Here is a 17,911-nt window from a genome sequence, read left to right as displayed (position 1 = left end):
TGATAATCTGCGGGGCTGTCTTACAGGTATGTCCCGCAGCTGAAAAGAATAAAGCCTACAGGAGTGTTCAGTGTGAGCCGCCTGCTATTGAACTGCGACATCGGCGAGAGTTTCGGCAGCTGGACCATGGGTCTGGACGCGGAAATCATGCCCTTCATCGATTGCGCCAACGTTGCCTGTGGTTTTCACGCCGGCGACCCGAGCATCATGCGCAAGACCGTCAGCCTGGCCCTCAGCCACGGTGTGCAAGTTGGCGCGCATCCGGCCTATCAGGACCTGGTGGGGTTCGGCCGCCGTTCCATGGCCTATGCCCCCCAGGAACTTCAAGACATTCTGCATTACCAGATCGGCGCCCTCGACGGCATCTGCCGGGCCCAGGGCGGTCGTGTCAGTTACGTCAAACCCCATGGCGCGATGTACAACGACATGATGGCCAACCCGGCACAACTGCGCGCGGTGCTGCAAGCGGTAGCGTCCTATGATCGCAACCTGCCGTTGATGTTGATGGCCACCCGCGACAACAGCGCCGCCCAACAACTGGGCGATGAATACGGCGTGACCCTGTGGTTCGAGGCTTTTGCCGACCGTGCTTATGACAGCGCCGGCAGGCTGGTGTCGCGACAACTGCCGGGAGCGGTGCATCACGATCCGGAAACAATCATCGAACAGGCACTGACCATTGCCCGTGGCGATCCGCTCACCGCCAGCGATGGCAGCGCCCTGCATTTGCAGGCCAACACTCTTTGCGTGCACGGCGACAACGCCAGTTCGGTCGCTGCCGTGCAACGCATCCGTGAAGCCTTGAACCGGCAGAGCGCGTCATGAAGCTGCGGGTGGAAGTGGTGGCGCTGGATTGCCTGATGGTGCGCCTGTTCGATGAAATTGCCGAAACCAACATGCCGTGGATGCTGGCAGCCAGTGAAAGTCTGCGCACGGCATTCGCCGGGCATCTGATCGATCTGGTGCCGTCCTACACCACCTTGATGGTGCATTACGACTTGACTGCGCTGAGTCCCGCCCAGGCCCGGGAGTTGATTGCCCAGGCGTTGATCGATCTGTCGCCCAATGCGCGTACGCGCGGTACCTGCCATGTGTTGCCGGTGTGGTACGACTTGAGCGTCGGTCCGGAATTGAGCCTGTTGTCGCAACGCAGCGGGCTGGCGGTGGAGGAGGTGATCCGTCGTCACTGCGAGCGTGAATATCAGGTGTTTGCCCTGGGCTTTGCGCCGGGCTTCGCTTTCATGGGGTTGGTGGAAGAGGTGCTCGCCGCGCCGCGTCTGAACACGCCACGCAAGAAAGTCGCCGCCGGCAGTGTCGGCATCGCCGAACGGCAAACGGCGGCCTACCCGGTGGTATCGCCGGGGGGCTGGAACTTGATCGGCCGCACGCCGGCCAAATTGTTCGATCGCAACCGTGACGGCTACAGCCTGATGCAACCCGGTGACACCGTACGGTTTGAAGCAATCGGCCATGCCGAATTCATTAACCTGGGCGGTGACGATACGCCACTGGAGGCCCAGGCATGAGCCGTCTGACCATTGAAGCGAGTACGGCGCTGTGCCTGTTGCAGGATGCCGGTCGATTCGGCGTGCGGCATCTGGGCGTGACCCAGGGCGGAGCCGCCGATTGGCGTTCGATGTCCTGGGCCAACTGGCTGTTGGGCAACGGGCTGGATGCGCCGGTAATCGAAATCACCCTTGGCGGATTCACCCTCGTGGCCGAGGAGGATTGCGTGCTGGCCTTGGCCGGCGCGGATCTTGGCGCGCAGGTGGACGGCGAAGCGCTGGCGCCATGGCGCAGTTTCAGGTTGCACAAAGGTCAGCGTTTGCAATTCACCCGGCCGCTACTCGGCGCCCGGGCCTATCTGGCGGCGCCGGGTGGGTTTGATGCACCGAAAGTGCTGGGCAGCAGCGCGACGGTGGTCCGTGAAGAACTGGGTGGCCTGGACGGAATGGGCCATGCGCTGGGTAAAGGCGCGTCCTTGAGCTACTCGGGGAACTCGCTGGTATTGCTGCGGGAGTTGCCAAGCCAATGCGTGCCGGATTTCACCGGCGAGCCATTGCTGGATCTGGTGCTGGGTGCGCAGATTGGCGAGTTCAGCGGGCAGAGTCTGTTCGATGCGTTCAACAGCGTGTGGAGTCTTGACAGCCGAGCCGACCGGATGGGCATTCGCCTGTTGGGCACGGCGCTGCAGTACCAGGGCAAACCGATGATTTCCGAAGGTATTCCGTTGGGGGCGGTGCAAGTGCCGCCTGACGGGCAGCCGATTGTGTTGCTCAATGATCGACAGACCATCGGTGGTTATCCGCGATTGGGGGCGTTGACACCGTTGGCACTGGCGCGGCTTGCGCAGTGCCTGCCGGGGGCGCGGGTGCGGTTGCGGCCGGTGGTGCAGGATGTGGCGCATCGAGAACAGATTCAGTATCTGCGTCAGTTTGTTAGCCTTTAAAAGCATCGCGAGCAAGCTCGCTCCCACATTGGATCTTTGCCGTACATAAGACCCTGTGGGAGCGAGCTTGCTCGCGATGGCGTCAGTCCAGACAACAGAACTACTTGGACAGAAACCGCATCCCTTCCTCCAGCCCGCGAAGGGTCAGCGGATACATCTGGTCCTCAATCAAATCCCGCACGATGTTGGTCGAAGAGGTATAGCCCCACGTGTCCTTCGGATACGGGTTGATCCAGATGAGTTTCTTGTACTTCTCCTTGAACCGCTGCATCCACACGTAACCGGCTTCTTCGTTCCAGTGCTCGACGCTGCCGCCCGCCTGGGTGATTTCATAGGGCGCCATGGCGGCGTCACCGATGAAGATCACTTTGTAGTCGGCGCCGTACTTGTGCAGCAGGTCCATGGTCGAGGTGCGTTCGGAGGTGCGGCGCATGTTGTTCTTCCACACCGATTCATAAATGAAGTTGTGGAAGTAGAAGTACTCCAGATGCTTGAACTCGGTCTTGCAGGCCGAGAACAGCTCCTCGCAAATCTTCACATGGGCGTCCATCGAGCCGCCGATGTCGAACAGTAGCAACAGCTTGACGGTGTTACGCCGCTCCGGCCGCATCTGGATGTTCAGCAGGCCGGCATCCTTGGCGGTATGGTCGATGGTGCCGTCGATGTCCAGCTCTTCGGCCGCGCCCTGTCGGGCAAACTTGCGCAAGCGCCGCAGGGCGACCTTGATGTTGCGGGTGCCCAGCTCGACCGAATCGTCGAGGTTCTTGTATTCGCGCTGGTCCCAGACCTTGACCGCCTTGCCCTGGCGCTTGCCGGCATCGCCGACCCGAATGCCTTCCGGGTTGAAACCGCCGGAACCGAACGGGCTGGTGCCACCGGTGCCGATCCACTTGTTGCCACCGGCGTGGCGTTCCTTCTGTTCTTCCAGACGTTTCTTGAACTCTTCGATCAGCTTGTCCAAGCCACCCAGGGACTGGATCGCCGCCCGCTCTTCGTCGGTCAGCGAACGCTCGAATTCCTTGCGCAGCCAGTCTTCGGGAATCAAGGCCTGCAAGTGGTCGTCGAGTTTTTCAAGACCATTGAAGTAGGCACCGAACGCCCGGTCGAACTTGTCGAAATGCTTTTCGTCCTTCACCAGGATCGCCCGGGACAGGTAATAGAACTCGTCCATGTCGGCGAAGGTCACGCGCTGTTTCAGCGCATTGATCAGGTCCAGCAGCTCACGCACCGAGACAGGCACCTTGGCTGCGCGCATTTCATTGAACAGGTTGAGCAACATTGCGTTGACCCTTATCGGCTGCCGCGGCGGCTCATGAACGCCAGACGCTCCAGCAGTTGCACGTCCTGTTCGTTCTTGACCAGCGCACCGGCCAGCGGCGGGATGGCCTTGGTCGGATCACGCTCGCGCAGCACCGCTTCGCCGATGTTGTCGGCCATCAACAGCTTCAGCCAGTCCACCAGCTCGGAGGTCGAAGGCTTCTTCTTCAGGCCCGGCACCTTGCGTACGTCGAAGAACACGTCCAGCGCTTCGCTGACCAGGTCTTTCTTGATGTCCGGGTAGTGCACGTCGACGATCCGCTGCATCGTCACGCGATCCGGGAAAGCGATGTAGTGGAAGAAGCAGCGGCGCAGGAAGGCGTCCGGCAGCTCTTTTTCGTTGTTGGAGGTAATGATGATGATCGGACGTTTTTTGGCCTTGATGGTCTCGTCGATCTCGTAAACGTAGAACTCCATCTTGTCGAGTTCTTGCAGCAGGTCATTCGGGAATTCGATGTCGGCCTTGTCGATTTCGTCGATCAGCAGGATCACCCGCTCTTCGGACTCGAAGGCTTCCCAGAGCTTGCCCTTTTTCAGGTAGTTGCGAACGTCGTGGACCTTTTCCGTGCCGAGCTGCGAATCGCGCAGGCGGCTGACCGCGTCGTACTCGTACAGGCCCTGGTGGGCCTTGGTGGTGGATTTGATGTGCCAGGTGATCAGCTTGGCGCCAAAGGATTCGGCCAGTTGCTCGGCGAGCATGGTCTTGCCGGTGCCCGGTTCGCCCTTGACCAGCAACGGCCGCTCCAGGGTGATGGCGGCGTTGACCGCCAGCTTCAGGTCATCGGTGGCGACGTAGGCCTGGGTGCCTTCGAACTTCATCTGCTAATCCTCGAACGGTAACGCCGACCTGTACGAGGCAGGGCGGGGGGCAATAAAAGAGTCAGCCCCGACTATAACGCGGTGTCCGGTCGACTGTGAACGCAGACGGCTTATTCAGTCTCTGAATGGGGCGTCACTTGGTGACTCAGCCTGCATCCGGCTTTGGCCGTTCATACCGCGCATTGAATGCCTGGATGAAACCATTGCGTAAAATCTGTAAAAAAGCCTGGAATGCGCTGACATCTTGCTGATGCACATTACCCTTGAGCTCGACCCGTGTCGCAAACTGGTTTTTGCCCTGGTTTTTCAAGACGGTCTCGGTACCGCCGACGAGGGCTTCCCAAATCGAGCGGAATAGCCCTTTGTCCTCGCTTTGCACATCCTGTTGCCAGTTGAACACGTCAACATCGCGCAGCAGGGGCTTGATGTAGCCGGTCAGTCGCCCCTTGTTGGCTGTGGCTTCGATCACCACGTCGCCATGGCCGGCATTGAAGTCGAACTTGCCGTAGGCCGCGGCGAAGTCGTTCAAGCGCTTGAGCTCGATATCCGTGGTGCGCAAGCGAAACTCGAAGTCTTCGAAGTCGCTCAAGGGATCGAAAGTGGCTGTGGTTTCCAGTGGTGCGTGCCCCAGCAGCAGGGCTTTGCCTTCGAAGCGCGCATCACGCTTGCCTTTGGTGTCGACCACGTTGGTCAGGTTGTAGATGTTGGCATCCACTTTTGTGGCATTCATGTTCACGGGTGGCTTGGAGTTGAAGTTGCGAAAGTTGATCTTGCCGTCGTTGATCCGCACTTCGTTCAGGGTAATGGGCAGCAGCTTGCCTAATTGTGCTCGCCAGTCGGTACCCTCGCCGGTCTGGGAATTTTGCTTGTTGGCGCCATCGACGAAGTTGACCTCGGGTTTGTCGAACTGCGCCTCGGCCACCACTGCGTGGTCATGCCAGAGCGAGTGCCAGCTGACGGAGAGGTCAATCAATGGCGCATTGACGAAAGGCACGGGGACCTTGCCATTGACCTTGACGATTTTCAGTCCATTGATTTTGTAGGCGCCGCGCCACAGGGCCAGGTCCACGTCGGTAATCTGGCCGCGGTAGTCACCCATGTTCGCCAATCTCTCGTTGAGGTAGTCGCGCACCATGTAGGGCAGGGCAATGTGCAAGGCAACCAGCAGCAGACCGAGGCCGGCGAGGGTCCACAGGGGCCAGCTGTATCGACGTTTCATGGCGGCAAATCTCTGGCTGTCTAAAGCCATTGACTGCACTGATAAGCGGACGTTCGACCCGACTGGACGCCTGCGGGCAAGAGGCTTACCTTGATGCCCTATTTCAATGCTGTCGTTAAGGACCCAGCCATGAGCCGCATTTTCGCTGACAACGCCCACTCCATCGGTAATACGCCGCTGGTGCAGATCAATCGCATTGCGCCGCGTGGTGTGACCATCCTGGTCAAGATCGAAGGGCGCAACCCCGGTTACTCGGTCAAGTGCCGGATCGGTGCGAACATGATCTGGGATGCCGAGGGCAGCGGCAAACTCAAGCCGGGGATGACCATCGTAGAACCCACCTCCGGCAATACCGGCATCGGCCTGGCCTTCGTGGCCGCCGCCCGTGGCTACAAGCTGATGCTGACCATGCCGGCGTCCATGAGTATCGAACGCCGCAAGGTACTCAAGGCACTGGGCGCCGAACTGGTGTTGACCGAGCCGGCCAAAGGCATGAAAGGCGCCATCGAGAAAGCCGGTGAAATCGTTGCCGGCGACCCGTCGAAGTACTTCATGCCGGCGCAATTCGATAACCCGGCCAACCCGGCCATCCACGAAAAAACCACCGGCCCGGAAATCTGGAACGATACCGACGGCGCGGTCGACGTGCTGGTGGCAGGCGTCGGAACCGGTGGAACCATCACCGGGGTTTCACGGTATATCAAGAATACCCAGGGCAAACCGATACTCTCGGTGGCGGTGGAACCAGTGGTGTCGCCGGTGATCACCCAGGCCCTGGCCGGTGAAGAAATCAAGCCGAGCCCGCACAAGATCCAGGGCATCGGTGCCGGTTTTGTGCCGAAGAACCTCGATTTGTCGATCGTAGATCGGGTGGAACTGGTCAGTGACGAAGAGTCCAAGGCCATGGCCTTGCGCTTGATGCAGGAAGAGGGAATCTTGTGCGGGATTTCCAGCGGCGCCGCCATGGCGGTGGCCGTAAGACTGGCGGAGACCCCGGAAATGCAGGGCAAGACCATTGTCGTGATCTTGCCGGATTCCGGTGAGCGTTACCTGTCGAGCATGCTGTTCAGTGATCTGTTTACCGAACAGGAGAATCGCCAGTAAGTGCCAGATATTGGCGGATCGTGGCTGGCGCTGACGGTTGAGGCGTTATCGCTGGTTGCGATCCATTGATCTGTTCCGGTTGATGATGGATTGCATCAGCCAGCGTTCAGGCACCTTATGTTAATAAGTGCTTTGTTGCACATTCATTAACATTGAATGTTGAAAAGTGCAGGTTTTCACCGGGGCGGTAGTGTTTATCATGCTGGTAGCCACGTCGGGCAATGGACGTGGTGCGGTGCCGTTTATCTTCAAAGGAGTTGTCGATGATCCCGTCGTTTGCCGCGAAAGCCTCGTTGTTGTTGCTGTTTCTCGGTAGCACCCTCTATGTGCATTTGCGCGGCAAGGCGCGCCTGCCGGTTTTGCGCCAGTTCGTTAACCATTCGGCACTGTTCGCCCCCTATAATGCCCTGATGTACCTGTTTTCCGGTGTGCCGTCGAAACCGTATCTGGATCGCAGCAAGTTCCCGGAACTTGATGTACTCAAGGACAACTGGGAGGTGATTCGCGACGAAGCGATGCACTTGTTCGACGAGGGGTATATTCGCGCGGCGGCAAAGAACAACGACGCCGGCTTTGGCTCGTTCTTCAAGAAGGGCTGGAAGCGTTTCTATCTCAAGTGGTACGACAAACCGCTGACTTCCGCCGAAGCCTTGTGCCCGAAAACCGTGCAACTGGTCAACAGCATCCCCAGCGTCAAAGGCGCCATGTTCGCGCTACTGCCGGGCGGCAGCCACCTCAATCCGCATCGCGATCCGTTTGCCGGTTCCCTGCGTTATCACTTGGGCCTGTCCACTCCCAATTCCGATGGTTGCCGCATCTTTGTCGATGGTCAGGTTTACGCCTGGCGCGATGGTGAAGACGTGATGTTCGACGAGACCTACGTGCACTGGGTCAAGAATGAAACGCCAAAGACCCGTGTCATACTGTTCTGCGATATCGAACGTCCGCTGAGCAATCGCTTCATGACCCGCATCAATCGCAGTATCAGCGCCTGGCTAGGTCGTGCGACGGCACCGCAGAACCTTGATGACGAGCGAGTAGGGGGCATCAACCGGGTCTATGCCTGGAGCAAGAACTCCAGCGATAAATTCAGTGGTGTGGTCAAGCAATGGAAGCGGCGCAATCCCAAGGCCTACCGTGTACTGCGTCCGGTACTGGCGGTGCTGGTGCTGATGTTGCTGGGGTATTGGTTGTTTGGCTAACGCCGGATACAGAATAAAAGAACCGTTCGTTGTGAGCGGTTTTTTACAGGTTTTCGCGCAATCCCTGAATACCCCTCCAACCGCACAATGCAGACTCTGTACCGACTGTCGTAGCTGGCCTTTTGGTCGAGTCGTTGCAATCCATGTCGAACGCTGGTTATAGTCGGCGCACGGTGAGTTTCGGACTCACTTTTTTATCCCTCGAGTAAAGATCAGCCCAATGCCTGCATCCCTCATCAAAGCGGTAGTCGATTCAGCGGTCAACGCTGGCGTCGTGCCGTGCGGGAATCTGCAGCCGGGGCAGATCAGTCATTACCCCCCTCCTGTCAGTCGCACGCCAGTGTGCGCGGTGGTCTCACCGCCAGGCGTTGGCATTTCGGGCTGATCAGCTGCTCTCTGCTGTTCCCAAGCACGTCTGAAAAAGCGCCCGCCTGAAAAAAACGACTGAATTTCAGCTTCGGCTGAGTTGGCTTTTTGCCTGACTACAGGTGGTATTCATGTTTGTCCTTTCGAAAAACTCCGCGCTCGCGGCGGCGTCCACGAGCCTGTTCGTTCTGCTGTGGAGCAGCGGGGCAATCTTCTCCAAATGGGGGCTGGCCCACGCGTCGCCCTTTGCCTTCCTGATGTTCCGTTTCGTCATCGCCCTGGGCGGCCTGGTGTTGCTGGTGCCGTTGCTCAAGCTGAAGTTGCCCAAGGGCGGCAAACCGATGCTGTATGCGATGGTCACCGGCGTGGTGTTGTTGGGGGCGTATCAGATTTTCTATCTGCTGGCCCTGGACCTTAAAGTCACGCCCGGGGTGATGGCGACCATCATGGGCGTGCAGCCGATTCTCACCGTGGTGCTGATGGAGCGGCACCGATCAATAAGCCGGATGTTCGGTCTGGCGCTAGGCTTGGCCGGGTTGATCATGGTGGTTTACCAGGGCATCGGTTTGGCCGGCATGTCTTTGGCGGGCATGCTCTTCGGTCTGCTGGCGCTGGCGAGCATGACGTTCGGTTCGATCATGCAGAAACGCATCACCGACAATCCCCTCGGCACACTGCCAGTGCAGTATCTGGCCGGACTGCTGTTGTGCGGGATTTTCGTACCCTTCCAGCCGTTTCACTTCGAACACAGCAGTGGATTCATCCTGCCGGTGCTATGGATGGGGCTGGTGGTGTCGGTGCTGGCGACGCTATTGCTGTACCGCTTGATCGCCAAGGGTAATCTGGTGAATGTCACCAGCCTGTTTTACCTGGTACCGGCGGTCACGGCGGTGATGGACTATCTGATCTTCGGCAATCGCCTGGCGATGTTGAGCCTGTTCGGTATGCTGCTGATCATCGTCGGTCTGGTGTTTGTGTTCCGTAAAACCGCGTAATTGCGTGCAAACCCGCAAGGGCCTGGAGCCATGCTCCGGGCCTTTGTGATTTTTGGCGTCATCCGCAACGCCACAACACTACCGGCCAGCCACCAAACCCGGTTTCACCGCCGCCGGCTTCAACACCAACCACAACGCCAGCGCAATCAACATCCCGCCATAGACATGCGCCATCGACAGTGGCTCATCGAGAAACAACGCCCCCCACAGCACGCCGAACAGGGGGATCAAAAAGGTCGTAGTCATCGATTTCACCGGACCAATCGAGCTCAGGAGGCGGAAGTAAATAATGTACGCAAACGCCGTGCATCCAAGACCCAACCCCAGCAACGAGAGCCATACACTCCAGCCGCCCCAGGTCGCGGGTGGTTGGCTGATCACGCTGTAGCCGAACAGCGGCAGCAGGAACAATGTCGCGCCAAGCATGCTGCCCACTGCCGACAAACGGCTGTCGAGACCACCGGCCTGATCGAGCCAGCGGCGGGCCAGAAACCCCGCAAATCCATAGCAGGTGGTCGCGAGCAGGCAGGCGACGGCACCCATCAGCAGTTCCAAATCGAACGCCACCGGACCGGCGCGGGTCAGCACGCCCACGCCGAACAGCCCCAGGAACACGCCGCCGAGTTTGGCGCCAGTGAGCCTTTCATGGAAAAACAGGCCGCCGATCAGCACGCCCATCAAGGGTGTCGTGGCATTGAAAATCGACGAGTAACCGGCTGGAAGCACCTGCGCAGCCACCGAATAGAGCGTCGCCGGAATCCCGGAGTTGATCACCCCAAGCAGCATCACGGTCTTGAGTTTGCCCTTGAAGTCCCAACTGATGCGCATCAGGCCGAGAATCACCAGCAGTCCGGCAGCGGCGATCGATACACGGAAAAAAGCGGTAGGAATGCTGCCGATCACCGGGGCGATGATGCGCATGAACAGAAAACTGGCCCCCCAAATGGCCGCCAGGGACAGTAAACGGAAAATATCGATGGGGTTCACAGCGCGGTCCTTCCTTGGGGGAGGGGCGAAAGTGTTGCTGAGTGTGTGATCGATGGCAACCGAAAACCGGGCATTTAATTCACCCGGAAAATTACGCTTCTCCTGCACCCGGTTCACTGGCTAAGCTCAAGCCTCCCGAATTCCCGCAGAGGTCTCACCATGCCGCAGCAATGGCCAGCCGCCGACATCGCCCGCTTGATCCTCGATGGCTTTGACGATTACCGCGAGCATTTTCGCCAGATCACCGACGGCGCCCGGGCCCGCTTCGAACAGGCCAAGTGGCAGGAAACGCAGACGGCGTCGGCGGCACGGATCAATCTGTATGAAGACAAGGTCGGTGAAACGGTGGAGCGACTGCGCACCGCGTTTGACGCCGACACCCTGGACGTCAGCTGCTGGCCGCTGGTCAAAAACGCCTACATCAGCCTGATCGACCTGCGCTTCGACGATGAACTGTCCGAGACCTGGTACAACTCGATCTTCTGCGGGCTGTTCAGCCATGACCTGATCAGTGACGGCTGCATGTTCATCCACACCACCCGGCCGAGCCTGCGCCGCGCCCGGGCCGCGCAAACCCGTACCTACAAGCCGCAAGGCCAATTGTCGGCGATGCTCGCCAGCATCTTCGCCGACTACCGTTTCAGTGAGGATTACGCCGACCTGGCCGGTGACCTGAAGCGCCTCGAAGCGCAGTTGCGCGAGAACCTGCCGGATTGGGTGTGCAAGGATCCGGAGCTGAGCGTCGAGCTGTTTTCCTCGGTGCTGTACCGCAATAAAGGCGCGTACCTGGTGGGGCGCATCTACACCGCCGACGAGCAATGGCCGCTGGCAATTCCATTGCTGCACCTGGAGGGTCGCGGCATCCAGATCGATGCGCTGATCACCGATGAAGCAGACGTGTCGATCATCTTCTCGTTCACCCGCTCGTATTTCATGGTGGATGTGCCGGTGCCGGCGGAGTTCATCGGCTTTCTGCGGCGCATCCTGCCGGGCAAGCACATCGCCGAGCTGTACACCTCGATCGGCTTCTACAAGCACGGCAAGTCGGAGTTCTACCGGGCACTGATCAATCACCTGGCCAATACCGACGACCAGTTCATCATGGCCCCCGGCGTGCGCGGCATGGTCATGAGCGTGTTCACCCTGCCGGGTTTCAACACCGTGTTCAAAATCATCAAGGACCGTTTCTCGCCGTCGAAAAACGTCGACCGCGCCACGGTGATCGAAAAGTACCGCCTGGTGAAAAGCGTCGACCGGGTCGGGCGCATGGCCGATACCCAGGAGTTCGCCGACTTCCGTTTCCCCCTGAGCAAGTTCGATCCGGCGTGCCTGGAGGAACTGCTGGAAGTCGCACCGTCCACAGTGTCGGTGGACGACGATACGGTGCTGATCCGCCACTGCTGGACCGAGCGCCGCATGACCCCGCTGAACCTCTACCTGGAAAACGCCAACGAGGCGCAGGTGCGCGAGGCCCTGGAAGACTATGGGCTGGCGATCAAGCAACTGGCGGCGGCCAACATCTTTCCCGGCGACATGCTGCTGAAGAACTTCGGGGTGACCCGTCACGGTCGGGTGGTGTTCTACGACTACGACGAGATCTGCTTCCTCACCGAGGCCAATTTCCGCCACATTCCGTTGCCACGTACACCCGAAGATGAAATGGCGTCCGAACCGTGGTACTCGATCGGGCCACTGGACGTATTCCCGGAAGAGTTTCCACCGTTCCTGTTTGCCGATTCGGGGCAACGCAAGTTGTTCGATCAGTTGCATGGCGAGTTGTACAACGCCGATTACTGGAAGAGCCTTCAGGAAGCGATTCGGGCGGGGAAGGTGATTGATGTGTTTCCGTATCGGCGCAAGGGTCTCGATAACGAGTAGCACCGGTACGCATCCCCTGTAGGAGCGAGCTTGCTCGCGATGGTCGTTAACGGTGACGCGGGAAACCTGACACCCCGTGGCGTTCTTGAATTCATCGCGAGCAAGCTCGCTCCTACAAGGGATCTCGTTCGCCCTTCAAATCTGCGACAATCCGCACCCTGCGCCACTAGACGACTGAATTGCGTACCCGATGACCGACGAATCGCCCTCCATCGACAAACTGCTGAAAAACCTCGATCACGCCATGCTCGCCGACCGCCACCGGCTGCGGCGGCAGTTGCTTGAGCTGCGCAAGAAACCCGACGAGGCCAGGCTGGGCCAGTGGGTGACGCGGATGCAGGCGTCCTGTGAGCAGGTACTGGCGCGCAAGGCCAGCCTGCCGGTGATCCGTTACGACGACAGCCTGCCGATCGCCGCCAAGCGCGACGAAATCAAAAAGGCGCTGGAAAAGCATCAGGTGCTGATCATCGCCGGTGAGACCGGCTCGGGTAAAACCACCCAGTTGCCGAAGATCTGCCTGGAAATCGGCCGCGGCCAGCACGGCCTGATCGGCCACACCCAGCCCCGCCGGATCGCTGCCCGCAGCGTCGCCAGCCGGGTCGCCGAAGAACTCGGTACACCGCTGGGCGCGTTGGTCGGCTATCAGGTGCGATTCGAGGATCAGAGCGATTCCAGCACCCTGATCAAACTGATGACCGACGGCATCCTGCTGGCGGAAACCCAGAATGATCGTTATCTGGAACGCTACGACACAATCATCGTCGACGAGGCCCACGAACGCAGCCTCAACATCGACTTCCTGCTCGGCTACCTGAAAACCCTGCTGCCGCGCCGTCCCGACCTGAAAGTCATCATCACTTCGGCAACCATCGACCTGGAGCGTTTCTCCAAGCACTTCGATGACGCGCCGATTGTCGAGGTATCCGGCCGCACCTACCCGGTGGAGACCTGGTATCGCCCGCTGACGCTTGAGCAGGACGAAGAGGGCAACCGCGTCGAGGACGACCTGACGGTGGATCAGGCGATCCTCGCCACCCTCGACGAAATCGCCGCCTACGAACGCAGCGAACGGCGCAGCCCCGGTGACGTGCTGGTGTTCCTGCCCGGTGAACGCGAGATTCGCGACGCCGCCGACATGCTGCGCAAGGCTCAGCTCAAACACACTGAAATCCTGCCGTTGTACGCGCGGTTGTCACCTGCCGAGCAACAGCGGATTTTCCAGTCTCACCCAGGCCGTCGCGTGGTACTGGCGACCAACGTCGCGGAAACCTCGCTGACCGTGCCGGGCATTCGCTACGTGATCGACAGCGGAACGGCGCGCATCAGCCGCTACAGCTACCGGGCCAAGGTCCAGCGCCTGCCCATCGAAGCCATTTCCCAGGCCAGCGCCAACCAGCGTAAAGGCCGGTGCGGACGGGTCGAGCCGGGCATCTGCGTGCGCCTGTACAGCGAAGAGGATTTCCTCGGTCGCCCGGAGTTTACCGATCCGGAAATCCTGCGCACCAACCTCGCCGCCGTTATTTTGCAGATGCTGCATCTGCGCCTTGGCGAGGTCACCGCATTCCCGTTCATCGAGCCACCGGACGGCAAAGCGATCAGCGACGGTTACAACCTGCTGCAAGAACTTTCGGCGGTGGACCGCAACAGCCAGTTGACCCCGCTCGGTCGCCAACTGGCGCGGCTGCCGGTGGACCCGCGCATGGGCCGCATGCTGCTGGAAGCGGCGAAGCTCGGCAGCCTGCAGGAAGTGCTGATCGTCGCCAGCGCCATGTCGATCCAGGACCCGCGCGAGCGTCCGCCGGAGCGTCAGCAAGCGGCGGATCAGGCCCACGCCCAGTGGAAAGACGCCGACTCGGACTTCGCCGGGCTGGTCAATCTGTGGCGTGGTTTCGAAGAGCAGCGCCAGGCGCTGACGGCCAGTCCGCTGCGAAACTGGTGCCGCAAGAATTTCCTCAATTACCTGCGCCTGCGCGAGTGGCGCGACTCCCATCGCCAATTGAGCCTGATCTGCCGCGACATGCAGCTGAGCCTCAATAAAGAGCCGGCGGACTATCCGAAACTGCACAAAGCGGTGCTGGTGGGGTTGCTCAGCCAGATCGGCCAGAAAACCGAAGACGGCGATTACCTTGGCGCCCGTCAGCGGCGCTTCTGGATTCACCCGTCGTCGGGAATCGGCAAAAAACGCCCGCAATGGTTGATGACCGCCGAACTGGTGGAAACCACCAAGCTCTACGCGCGTATGGTCGCCAAGATCGATGCCGACTGGATCGAGCCGCTGGCCGGGCACCTGATCAAGAAAAATCACTTCGAGCCCCACTGGGAGAAGAAGCGCGGCCAGGTCGTGGCGTTCGAGCAGATCACCCTGTTCGGGTTGATCGTGGTCGGGCGCCGGCCGGTGCATTACGGCCCGGTCGACCCGGTGGTGTCCCGCGAATTGTTCATCCGCGAAGCACTGGTGCGCGGCGAGATCCAGTCGAAAGCCAAGTGCCTGACCGCCAACAAACAGCTGCTGGAACAACTCGACGAACTGGAAGCCAAGGCCCGCCGTCGCGATATCCTCGCAGACGAAGAAACCCTGTACGCCTTCTACGACGCACGGCTGCCGGCGGAGATCCATCAGACCGCGACCTTCGACAGCTGGTACCGCATCAACAGCCAGAAAGACCCGCAGCTGCTGATCATGCGCGAAGAAGACGTGCTGGCCCGCGAAGCCAGTGAAGTCACCGCCCAGCATTACCCGGATACGCTGCATATCGGCGATCTGGAATTAGCCCTCAGCTACCACTTCGAACCGAATCACCCGCGCGACGGCGTGACCCTGCGCGTGCCGGCACCGCTGTTGCCGATGCTGCCACCGGAATGCCTGGAATGGCTGGTGCCGGGCGTCATCGAAGCCAAGTGCATTGCCCTGGTGCGCAACCTGCCCAAGGCCTTGCGCAAGAATTTCGTACCGGTGCCGGACTTCGTCAAGGCGGCCTTGCAGCGCATGACCTTTGCCGAGGGCTCGCTGCCTCAGGCCTTGGGTCGCGAACTGCTGCGCATGACCGGTGCCCGCGTCAGCGATGAAGCTTGGAGCGAGGCCGCGCAGCAGGTCGAAAGTCATCTGCGGATGAACCTGGAAATCGTCGACGCCCAGGGCAAGTTCCTCGGCGAAGGTCGCGATCTGGCCGAACTCACCGCGCGTTTCGCCGAAGCCAGCCAGGCAGCATTGGCGGTGCCGCAAACCGCGAAGAGCCAGCAACCGGTGGAGCCGAAAGTGTTTGCCGCCGTGGCCGAGAAAACCCAACAGAAGATCGCCGGGCTGTCGATGACGGTCTACCCGGCGCTGGTGGAGGAAGCCGGGACGGTCAAGGAAGGGCGTTTCTCCACCCCGGCCGAAGCCGAGTTCCAGCATCGTCGTGCCCTGCAACGCTTGCTGATGCAGCAACTGGCTGAGCCTGCGAAGTTCCTGCGCGGCAAGTTGCCGGGCCTGACCGAGCTGGGCCTGCTGTACCGCGACATGGGACGGGTCGATGCGCTGGTGGAAGACATTCTGCTGGCCAGCCTCGACAGCTGCATTCTCGAAGGTGAAGACCCGCTGCCCCGTGACGGCGCCGGTCTGGCGTCCCTGGCCGAGCGCAAGCGTGGCGCCTGGACCGAGCACGCCGAACGTGTGGCGAAGCTGACCCTGGAAATCCTCAAGCTCTGGCATGGCCTGCAAAAGCGCTTCAAGGGCAAGATCGATCTCGCCCAAGCCGTGGCCCTGAACGACATCAAGCAGCAGCTCAGCTATCTGGTCTATCCGGGATTTGTCCGGGAAACGCCGATGCAGTGGCTCAAGGAGTTACCGCGTTACCTCAAGGCGATCGAACAGCGCTTTGAAAAAATCGGTGCCCAGGTGCAGCGCGACCGGGTCTGGAGCGGCGAATTGAGCGGCCTGTGGACGCAATACCAGACCCGCGCCAGCAAACACGCCCAGGAAGGCAAGCGCGATCCGCAGCTTGAGTTGTATCGCTGGTGGCTGGAGGAATACCGGGTTTCGTTGTTTGCCCAGCAACTGGGAACCAAGGTGCCGATCTCCGACAAGCGCCTGAACAAGCAGTGGAGTCAGGTAGAGGCCTGACACACCCTTGTAGGAGCGAGCTCGCTCGCGATGGTCGTCAACGATAACGCTGGTAACCTGACACCCCGCGGCGTTCTCTGGTTCATCGCGAGCGAGCTCGCTCCTACAAGTATGTTGTCGCTCTTGCAAAAGGCGCCAAAACCCAAGGTTTATGGCAAACTTCGCGACCATAAACGCCAGTTTCGCGACCTAGAGCCTTCGACACGGTTGCGAGCAGGAATAAAGCGATGCCAGGTTTGCGTCCCCCGGATGGGAATAGACCCTTTGTGTATTGGTACGACGGTGCCAATGCTTTCTGCCTGAACAGATTAGAGACACGACCATGCATAACGTCGTCATCAGCGGCACCGGCCTGTACACCCCGGCCAATAGCATTTCCAACGAAGAGCTGGTGCAGTCTTTCAATACTTACGTCGCGCAATTCAACGCCGACAACGCCGATGCCATTGCGCGCGGTGAAGTGGAGGCATTGACCGAATCCAGCGCCGCGTTCATCGAAAAGGCCTCGGGCATCAAAAGCCGCTTTGTCATGGACAAGGATGGCATCCTCGACCCGCAGCGCATGGCCCCACGCCTGCCGGAGCGTTCCAACGACGAGTGGTCGGTGCTGTGCCAGATGGCCATCGGCGCGGCCGAACAAGCCTTGCAGCGCGCCGGCAAGACCGCCGCGGACATCGACGGCGTGATCGTCGCCTGTTCCAACCTGCAGCGCGCCTATCCAGCCATTGCCATCGAAGTCCAGGAAGCGCTGGGCATCCAGGGTTTCGGTTTCGACATGAACGTGGCGTGCTCCTCGGCGACCTTCGGTATCCAGACCGCCGCCAACAGCGTGCAACTGGGCCAGGCCCGGGCGGTCCTGATGGTCAACCCGGAGGTCTGCACCGGCCACCTGAACTTCCGTGACCGCGACAGCCACTTCATCTTCGGTGACGCTGCCACCGCGGTGATCATCGAGCGTGCTGACCTGGCGACGTCCAAGTACCAGTTCGACATCGTCAGCACCAAGCTGCTGACCAAGTTCTCCAACAACATCCGCAACAACTTCGGCTTCCTCAACCGTGCGGCGGAAGAGGGCATCGGTGCCAAGGACAAACTGTTCGTGCAGGAAGGCCGCAAGGTGTTCAAGGAAGTCTGCCCGTTGGTTGCCGAGCTGATCGGTGAGCATCTGCAGGAGAACCAGCTCAACGTCAGTGACGTGAAGCGCTTCTGGCTGCACCAGGCCAACCTCAGCATGAACCACCTGATCGTCAAGAAGCTGCTGGGCCGCGACGCCACCGAACAGGAAGCGCCGGTGATTCTCGACACCTACGCCAACACCAGTTCCGCCGGTTCCGTGATTGCGTTCCACAAGAACCAGGACGATCTGGCTGCAGGTTCGCTGGCCGTGCTCAGTTCGTTCGGTGCCGGTTATTCGATTGGTAGCGTGTTGCTGCGCAAGCGCTGAGTTTTTTTAACTGTCGCAGCTGCGATTTT

General features: G+C 60.0%; 13 protein-coding genes. 9 read left to right on the top strand and 4 right to left on the bottom strand.

Annotated elements, in window-relative coordinates:
* Nucleotides 1–72: 72 nt before the first annotated feature.
* The 3 genes from AC1RDQ_RS27310 to AC1RDQ_RS27300 are packed head-to-tail and all read left to right on the top strand — an operon-like array spanning nt 73 to nt 2,449.
* Nucleotides 73–825: a 5-oxoprolinase subunit PxpA gene (locus AC1RDQ_RS27310; protein ID WP_489339962.1), complete on the top strand. Its 753-nt coding sequence runs from the start codon at nt 73–75 to the stop codon at nt 823–825.
* On the top strand, nt 822–1,526 hold the full coding sequence (locus tag AC1RDQ_RS27305; protein WP_102671280.1) for a 5-oxoprolinase subunit B family protein: 705 nt from the start codon (nt 822–824) through the stop codon (nt 1,524–1,526). The genes AC1RDQ_RS27310 and AC1RDQ_RS27305 overlap by 4 nt, the downstream gene beginning before the upstream one ends.
* Complete coding sequence (locus AC1RDQ_RS27300) at nt 1,523–2,449, top strand: 5-oxoprolinase subunit C family protein (RefSeq protein ID WP_407516768.1); 927 nt, start codon at nt 1,523–1,525, stop codon at nt 2,447–2,449. Before AC1RDQ_RS27305 ends, AC1RDQ_RS27300 begins: the two co-directional genes overlap by 4 nt.
* 100 nt (nt 2,450–2,549) lie before the next feature.
* On the opposite strand, the gene AC1RDQ_RS27295 is transcribed toward AC1RDQ_RS27300, so the two are convergent.
* The 3 genes from AC1RDQ_RS27295 to AC1RDQ_RS27285 form a co-directional block, all read right to left on the bottom strand.
* On the bottom strand, nt 2,550–3,728 hold the full coding sequence (locus tag AC1RDQ_RS27295; RefSeq protein WP_008055445.1) for a vWA domain-containing protein: 1,179 nt from the start codon (nt 3,726–3,728) through the stop codon (nt 2,550–2,552).
* Nucleotides 3,729–3,739: 11 nt separating this feature from the next.
* The gene (locus tag AC1RDQ_RS27290) at nt 3,740–4,585 is read right to left on the bottom strand and encodes an AAA family ATPase (RefSeq protein WP_057715989.1); all 846 of its coding nucleotides are present in this window, start codon (nt 4,583–4,585) and stop codon (nt 3,740–3,742) included.
* A 145-nt stretch (nt 4,586–4,730) separates the two neighbouring features.
* Nucleotides 4,731–5,834, bottom strand: a complete 1,104-nt coding sequence (locus AC1RDQ_RS27285) for a DUF748 domain-containing protein (RefSeq protein WP_492588634.1) — start codon at nt 5,832–5,834, stop codon at nt 4,731–4,733.
* Between the two features lie 99 nt (nt 5,835–5,933).
* On the opposite strand from AC1RDQ_RS27285, the gene cysK reads away from it, so the two are divergent.
* The 3 genes from cysK (at nt 5,934) to AC1RDQ_RS27270 (ending at nt 9,471) form a co-directional block, all read left to right on the top strand.
* Nucleotides 5,934–6,908, top strand: coding sequence for a cysteine synthase A (cysK, locus tag AC1RDQ_RS27280; protein WP_090453716.1), 975 nt, complete (start codon nt 5,934–5,936; stop codon nt 6,906–6,908).
* Between the two features lie 263 nt (nt 6,909–7,171).
* Nucleotides 7,172–8,110 carry an aspartyl/asparaginyl beta-hydroxylase domain-containing protein gene (locus AC1RDQ_RS27275; RefSeq protein WP_492588633.1) on the top strand — a complete coding sequence of 313 codons (939 nt, stop codon included), beginning with the start codon at nt 7,172–7,174 and terminating at the stop codon, nt 8,108–8,110.
* Between the two features lie 497 nt (nt 8,111–8,607).
* Entirely contained in the window at nt 8,608–9,471 is an 864-nt protein-coding gene (locus AC1RDQ_RS27270) for a DMT family transporter (protein ID WP_492588632.1), read from the top strand.
* 78 nt (nt 9,472–9,549) lie between these two features.
* Here the strand turns inward: AC1RDQ_RS27270 and AC1RDQ_RS27265 are convergent, their stop codons facing one another.
* Nucleotides 9,550–10,458 (bottom strand): DMT family transporter, encoded by a 909-nt coding sequence (locus AC1RDQ_RS27265; protein ID WP_492588631.1) that lies wholly within the window; start codon nt 10,456–10,458, stop codon nt 9,550–9,552.
* Nucleotides 10,459–10,617: 159 nt separating this feature from the next.
* On the opposite strand from AC1RDQ_RS27265, the gene aceK reads away from it, so the two are divergent.
* From aceK to AC1RDQ_RS27250, 3 genes are all read left to right on the top strand, one after another.
* Nucleotides 10,618–12,336 (top strand): bifunctional isocitrate dehydrogenase kinase/phosphatase, encoded by a 1,719-nt coding sequence (gene aceK, locus AC1RDQ_RS27260; protein WP_150814860.1) that lies wholly within the window; start codon nt 10,618–10,620, stop codon nt 12,334–12,336.
* Nucleotides 12,337–12,526: 190 nt separating this feature from the next.
* Entirely contained in the window at nt 12,527–16,438 is a 3,912-nt protein-coding gene (gene hrpA / locus AC1RDQ_RS27255) for an ATP-dependent RNA helicase HrpA (protein ID WP_492588630.1), read from the top strand.
* Between the two features lie 322 nt (nt 16,439–16,760).
* Nucleotides 16,761–17,882: a beta-ketoacyl-ACP synthase III gene (locus AC1RDQ_RS27250; protein ID WP_057715981.1), complete on the top strand. Its 1,122-nt coding sequence runs from the start codon at nt 16,761–16,763 to the stop codon at nt 17,880–17,882.
* Nucleotides 17,883–17,911: the final 29 nt, after the last annotated feature.

Source organism: Pseudomonas sp. GW823-FHT02E01 (assembly GCF_058797535.1).
This window is presented reverse-complemented; position numbering and strand designations above follow the sequence as displayed.

What these genes read in the sequence shown, in the direction of transcription:
- AC1RDQ_RS27250 (WP_057715981.1), top strand. Translation starts at nt 16,761, where the DNA reads ATGCATAACGTCGTCATCAGCGGCACCGGCCTGTACACCCCGGCCAAT.
- AC1RDQ_RS27300 (WP_407516768.1), top strand. Translation starts at nt 1,523, where the DNA reads ATGAGCCGTCTGACCATTGAAGCGAGTACGGCGCTGTGCCTGTTGCAG.
- AC1RDQ_RS27270 (WP_492588632.1), top strand. Translation starts at nt 8,608, where the DNA reads ATGTTTGTCCTTTCGAAAAACTCCGCGCTCGCGGCGGCGTCCACGAGC.
- cysK (WP_090453716.1), top strand. Translation starts at nt 5,934, where the DNA reads ATGAGCCGCATTTTCGCTGACAACGCCCACTCCATCGGTAATACGCCG.
- AC1RDQ_RS27285 (WP_492588634.1), bottom strand. Translation starts at nt 5,834, where the DNA reads ATGGCTTTAGACAGCCAGAGATTTGCCGCCATGAAACGTCGATACAGC.
- AC1RDQ_RS27305 (WP_102671280.1), top strand. Translation starts at nt 822, where the DNA reads ATGAAGCTGCGGGTGGAAGTGGTGGCGCTGGATTGCCTGATGGTGCGC.
- hrpA (WP_492588630.1), top strand. Translation starts at nt 12,527, where the DNA reads ATGACCGACGAATCGCCCTCCATCGACAAACTGCTGAAAAACCTCGAT.
- AC1RDQ_RS27275 (WP_492588633.1), top strand. Translation starts at nt 7,172, where the DNA reads ATGATCCCGTCGTTTGCCGCGAAAGCCTCGTTGTTGTTGCTGTTTCTC.
- AC1RDQ_RS27290 (WP_057715989.1), bottom strand. Translation starts at nt 4,585, where the DNA reads ATGAAGTTCGAAGGCACCCAGGCCTACGTCGCCACCGATGACCTGAAG.
- AC1RDQ_RS27295 (WP_008055445.1), bottom strand. Translation starts at nt 3,728, where the DNA reads ATGTTGCTCAACCTGTTCAATGAAATGCGCGCAGCCAAGGTGCCTGTC.
- aceK (WP_150814860.1), top strand. Translation starts at nt 10,618, where the DNA reads ATGCCGCAGCAATGGCCAGCCGCCGACATCGCCCGCTTGATCCTCGAT.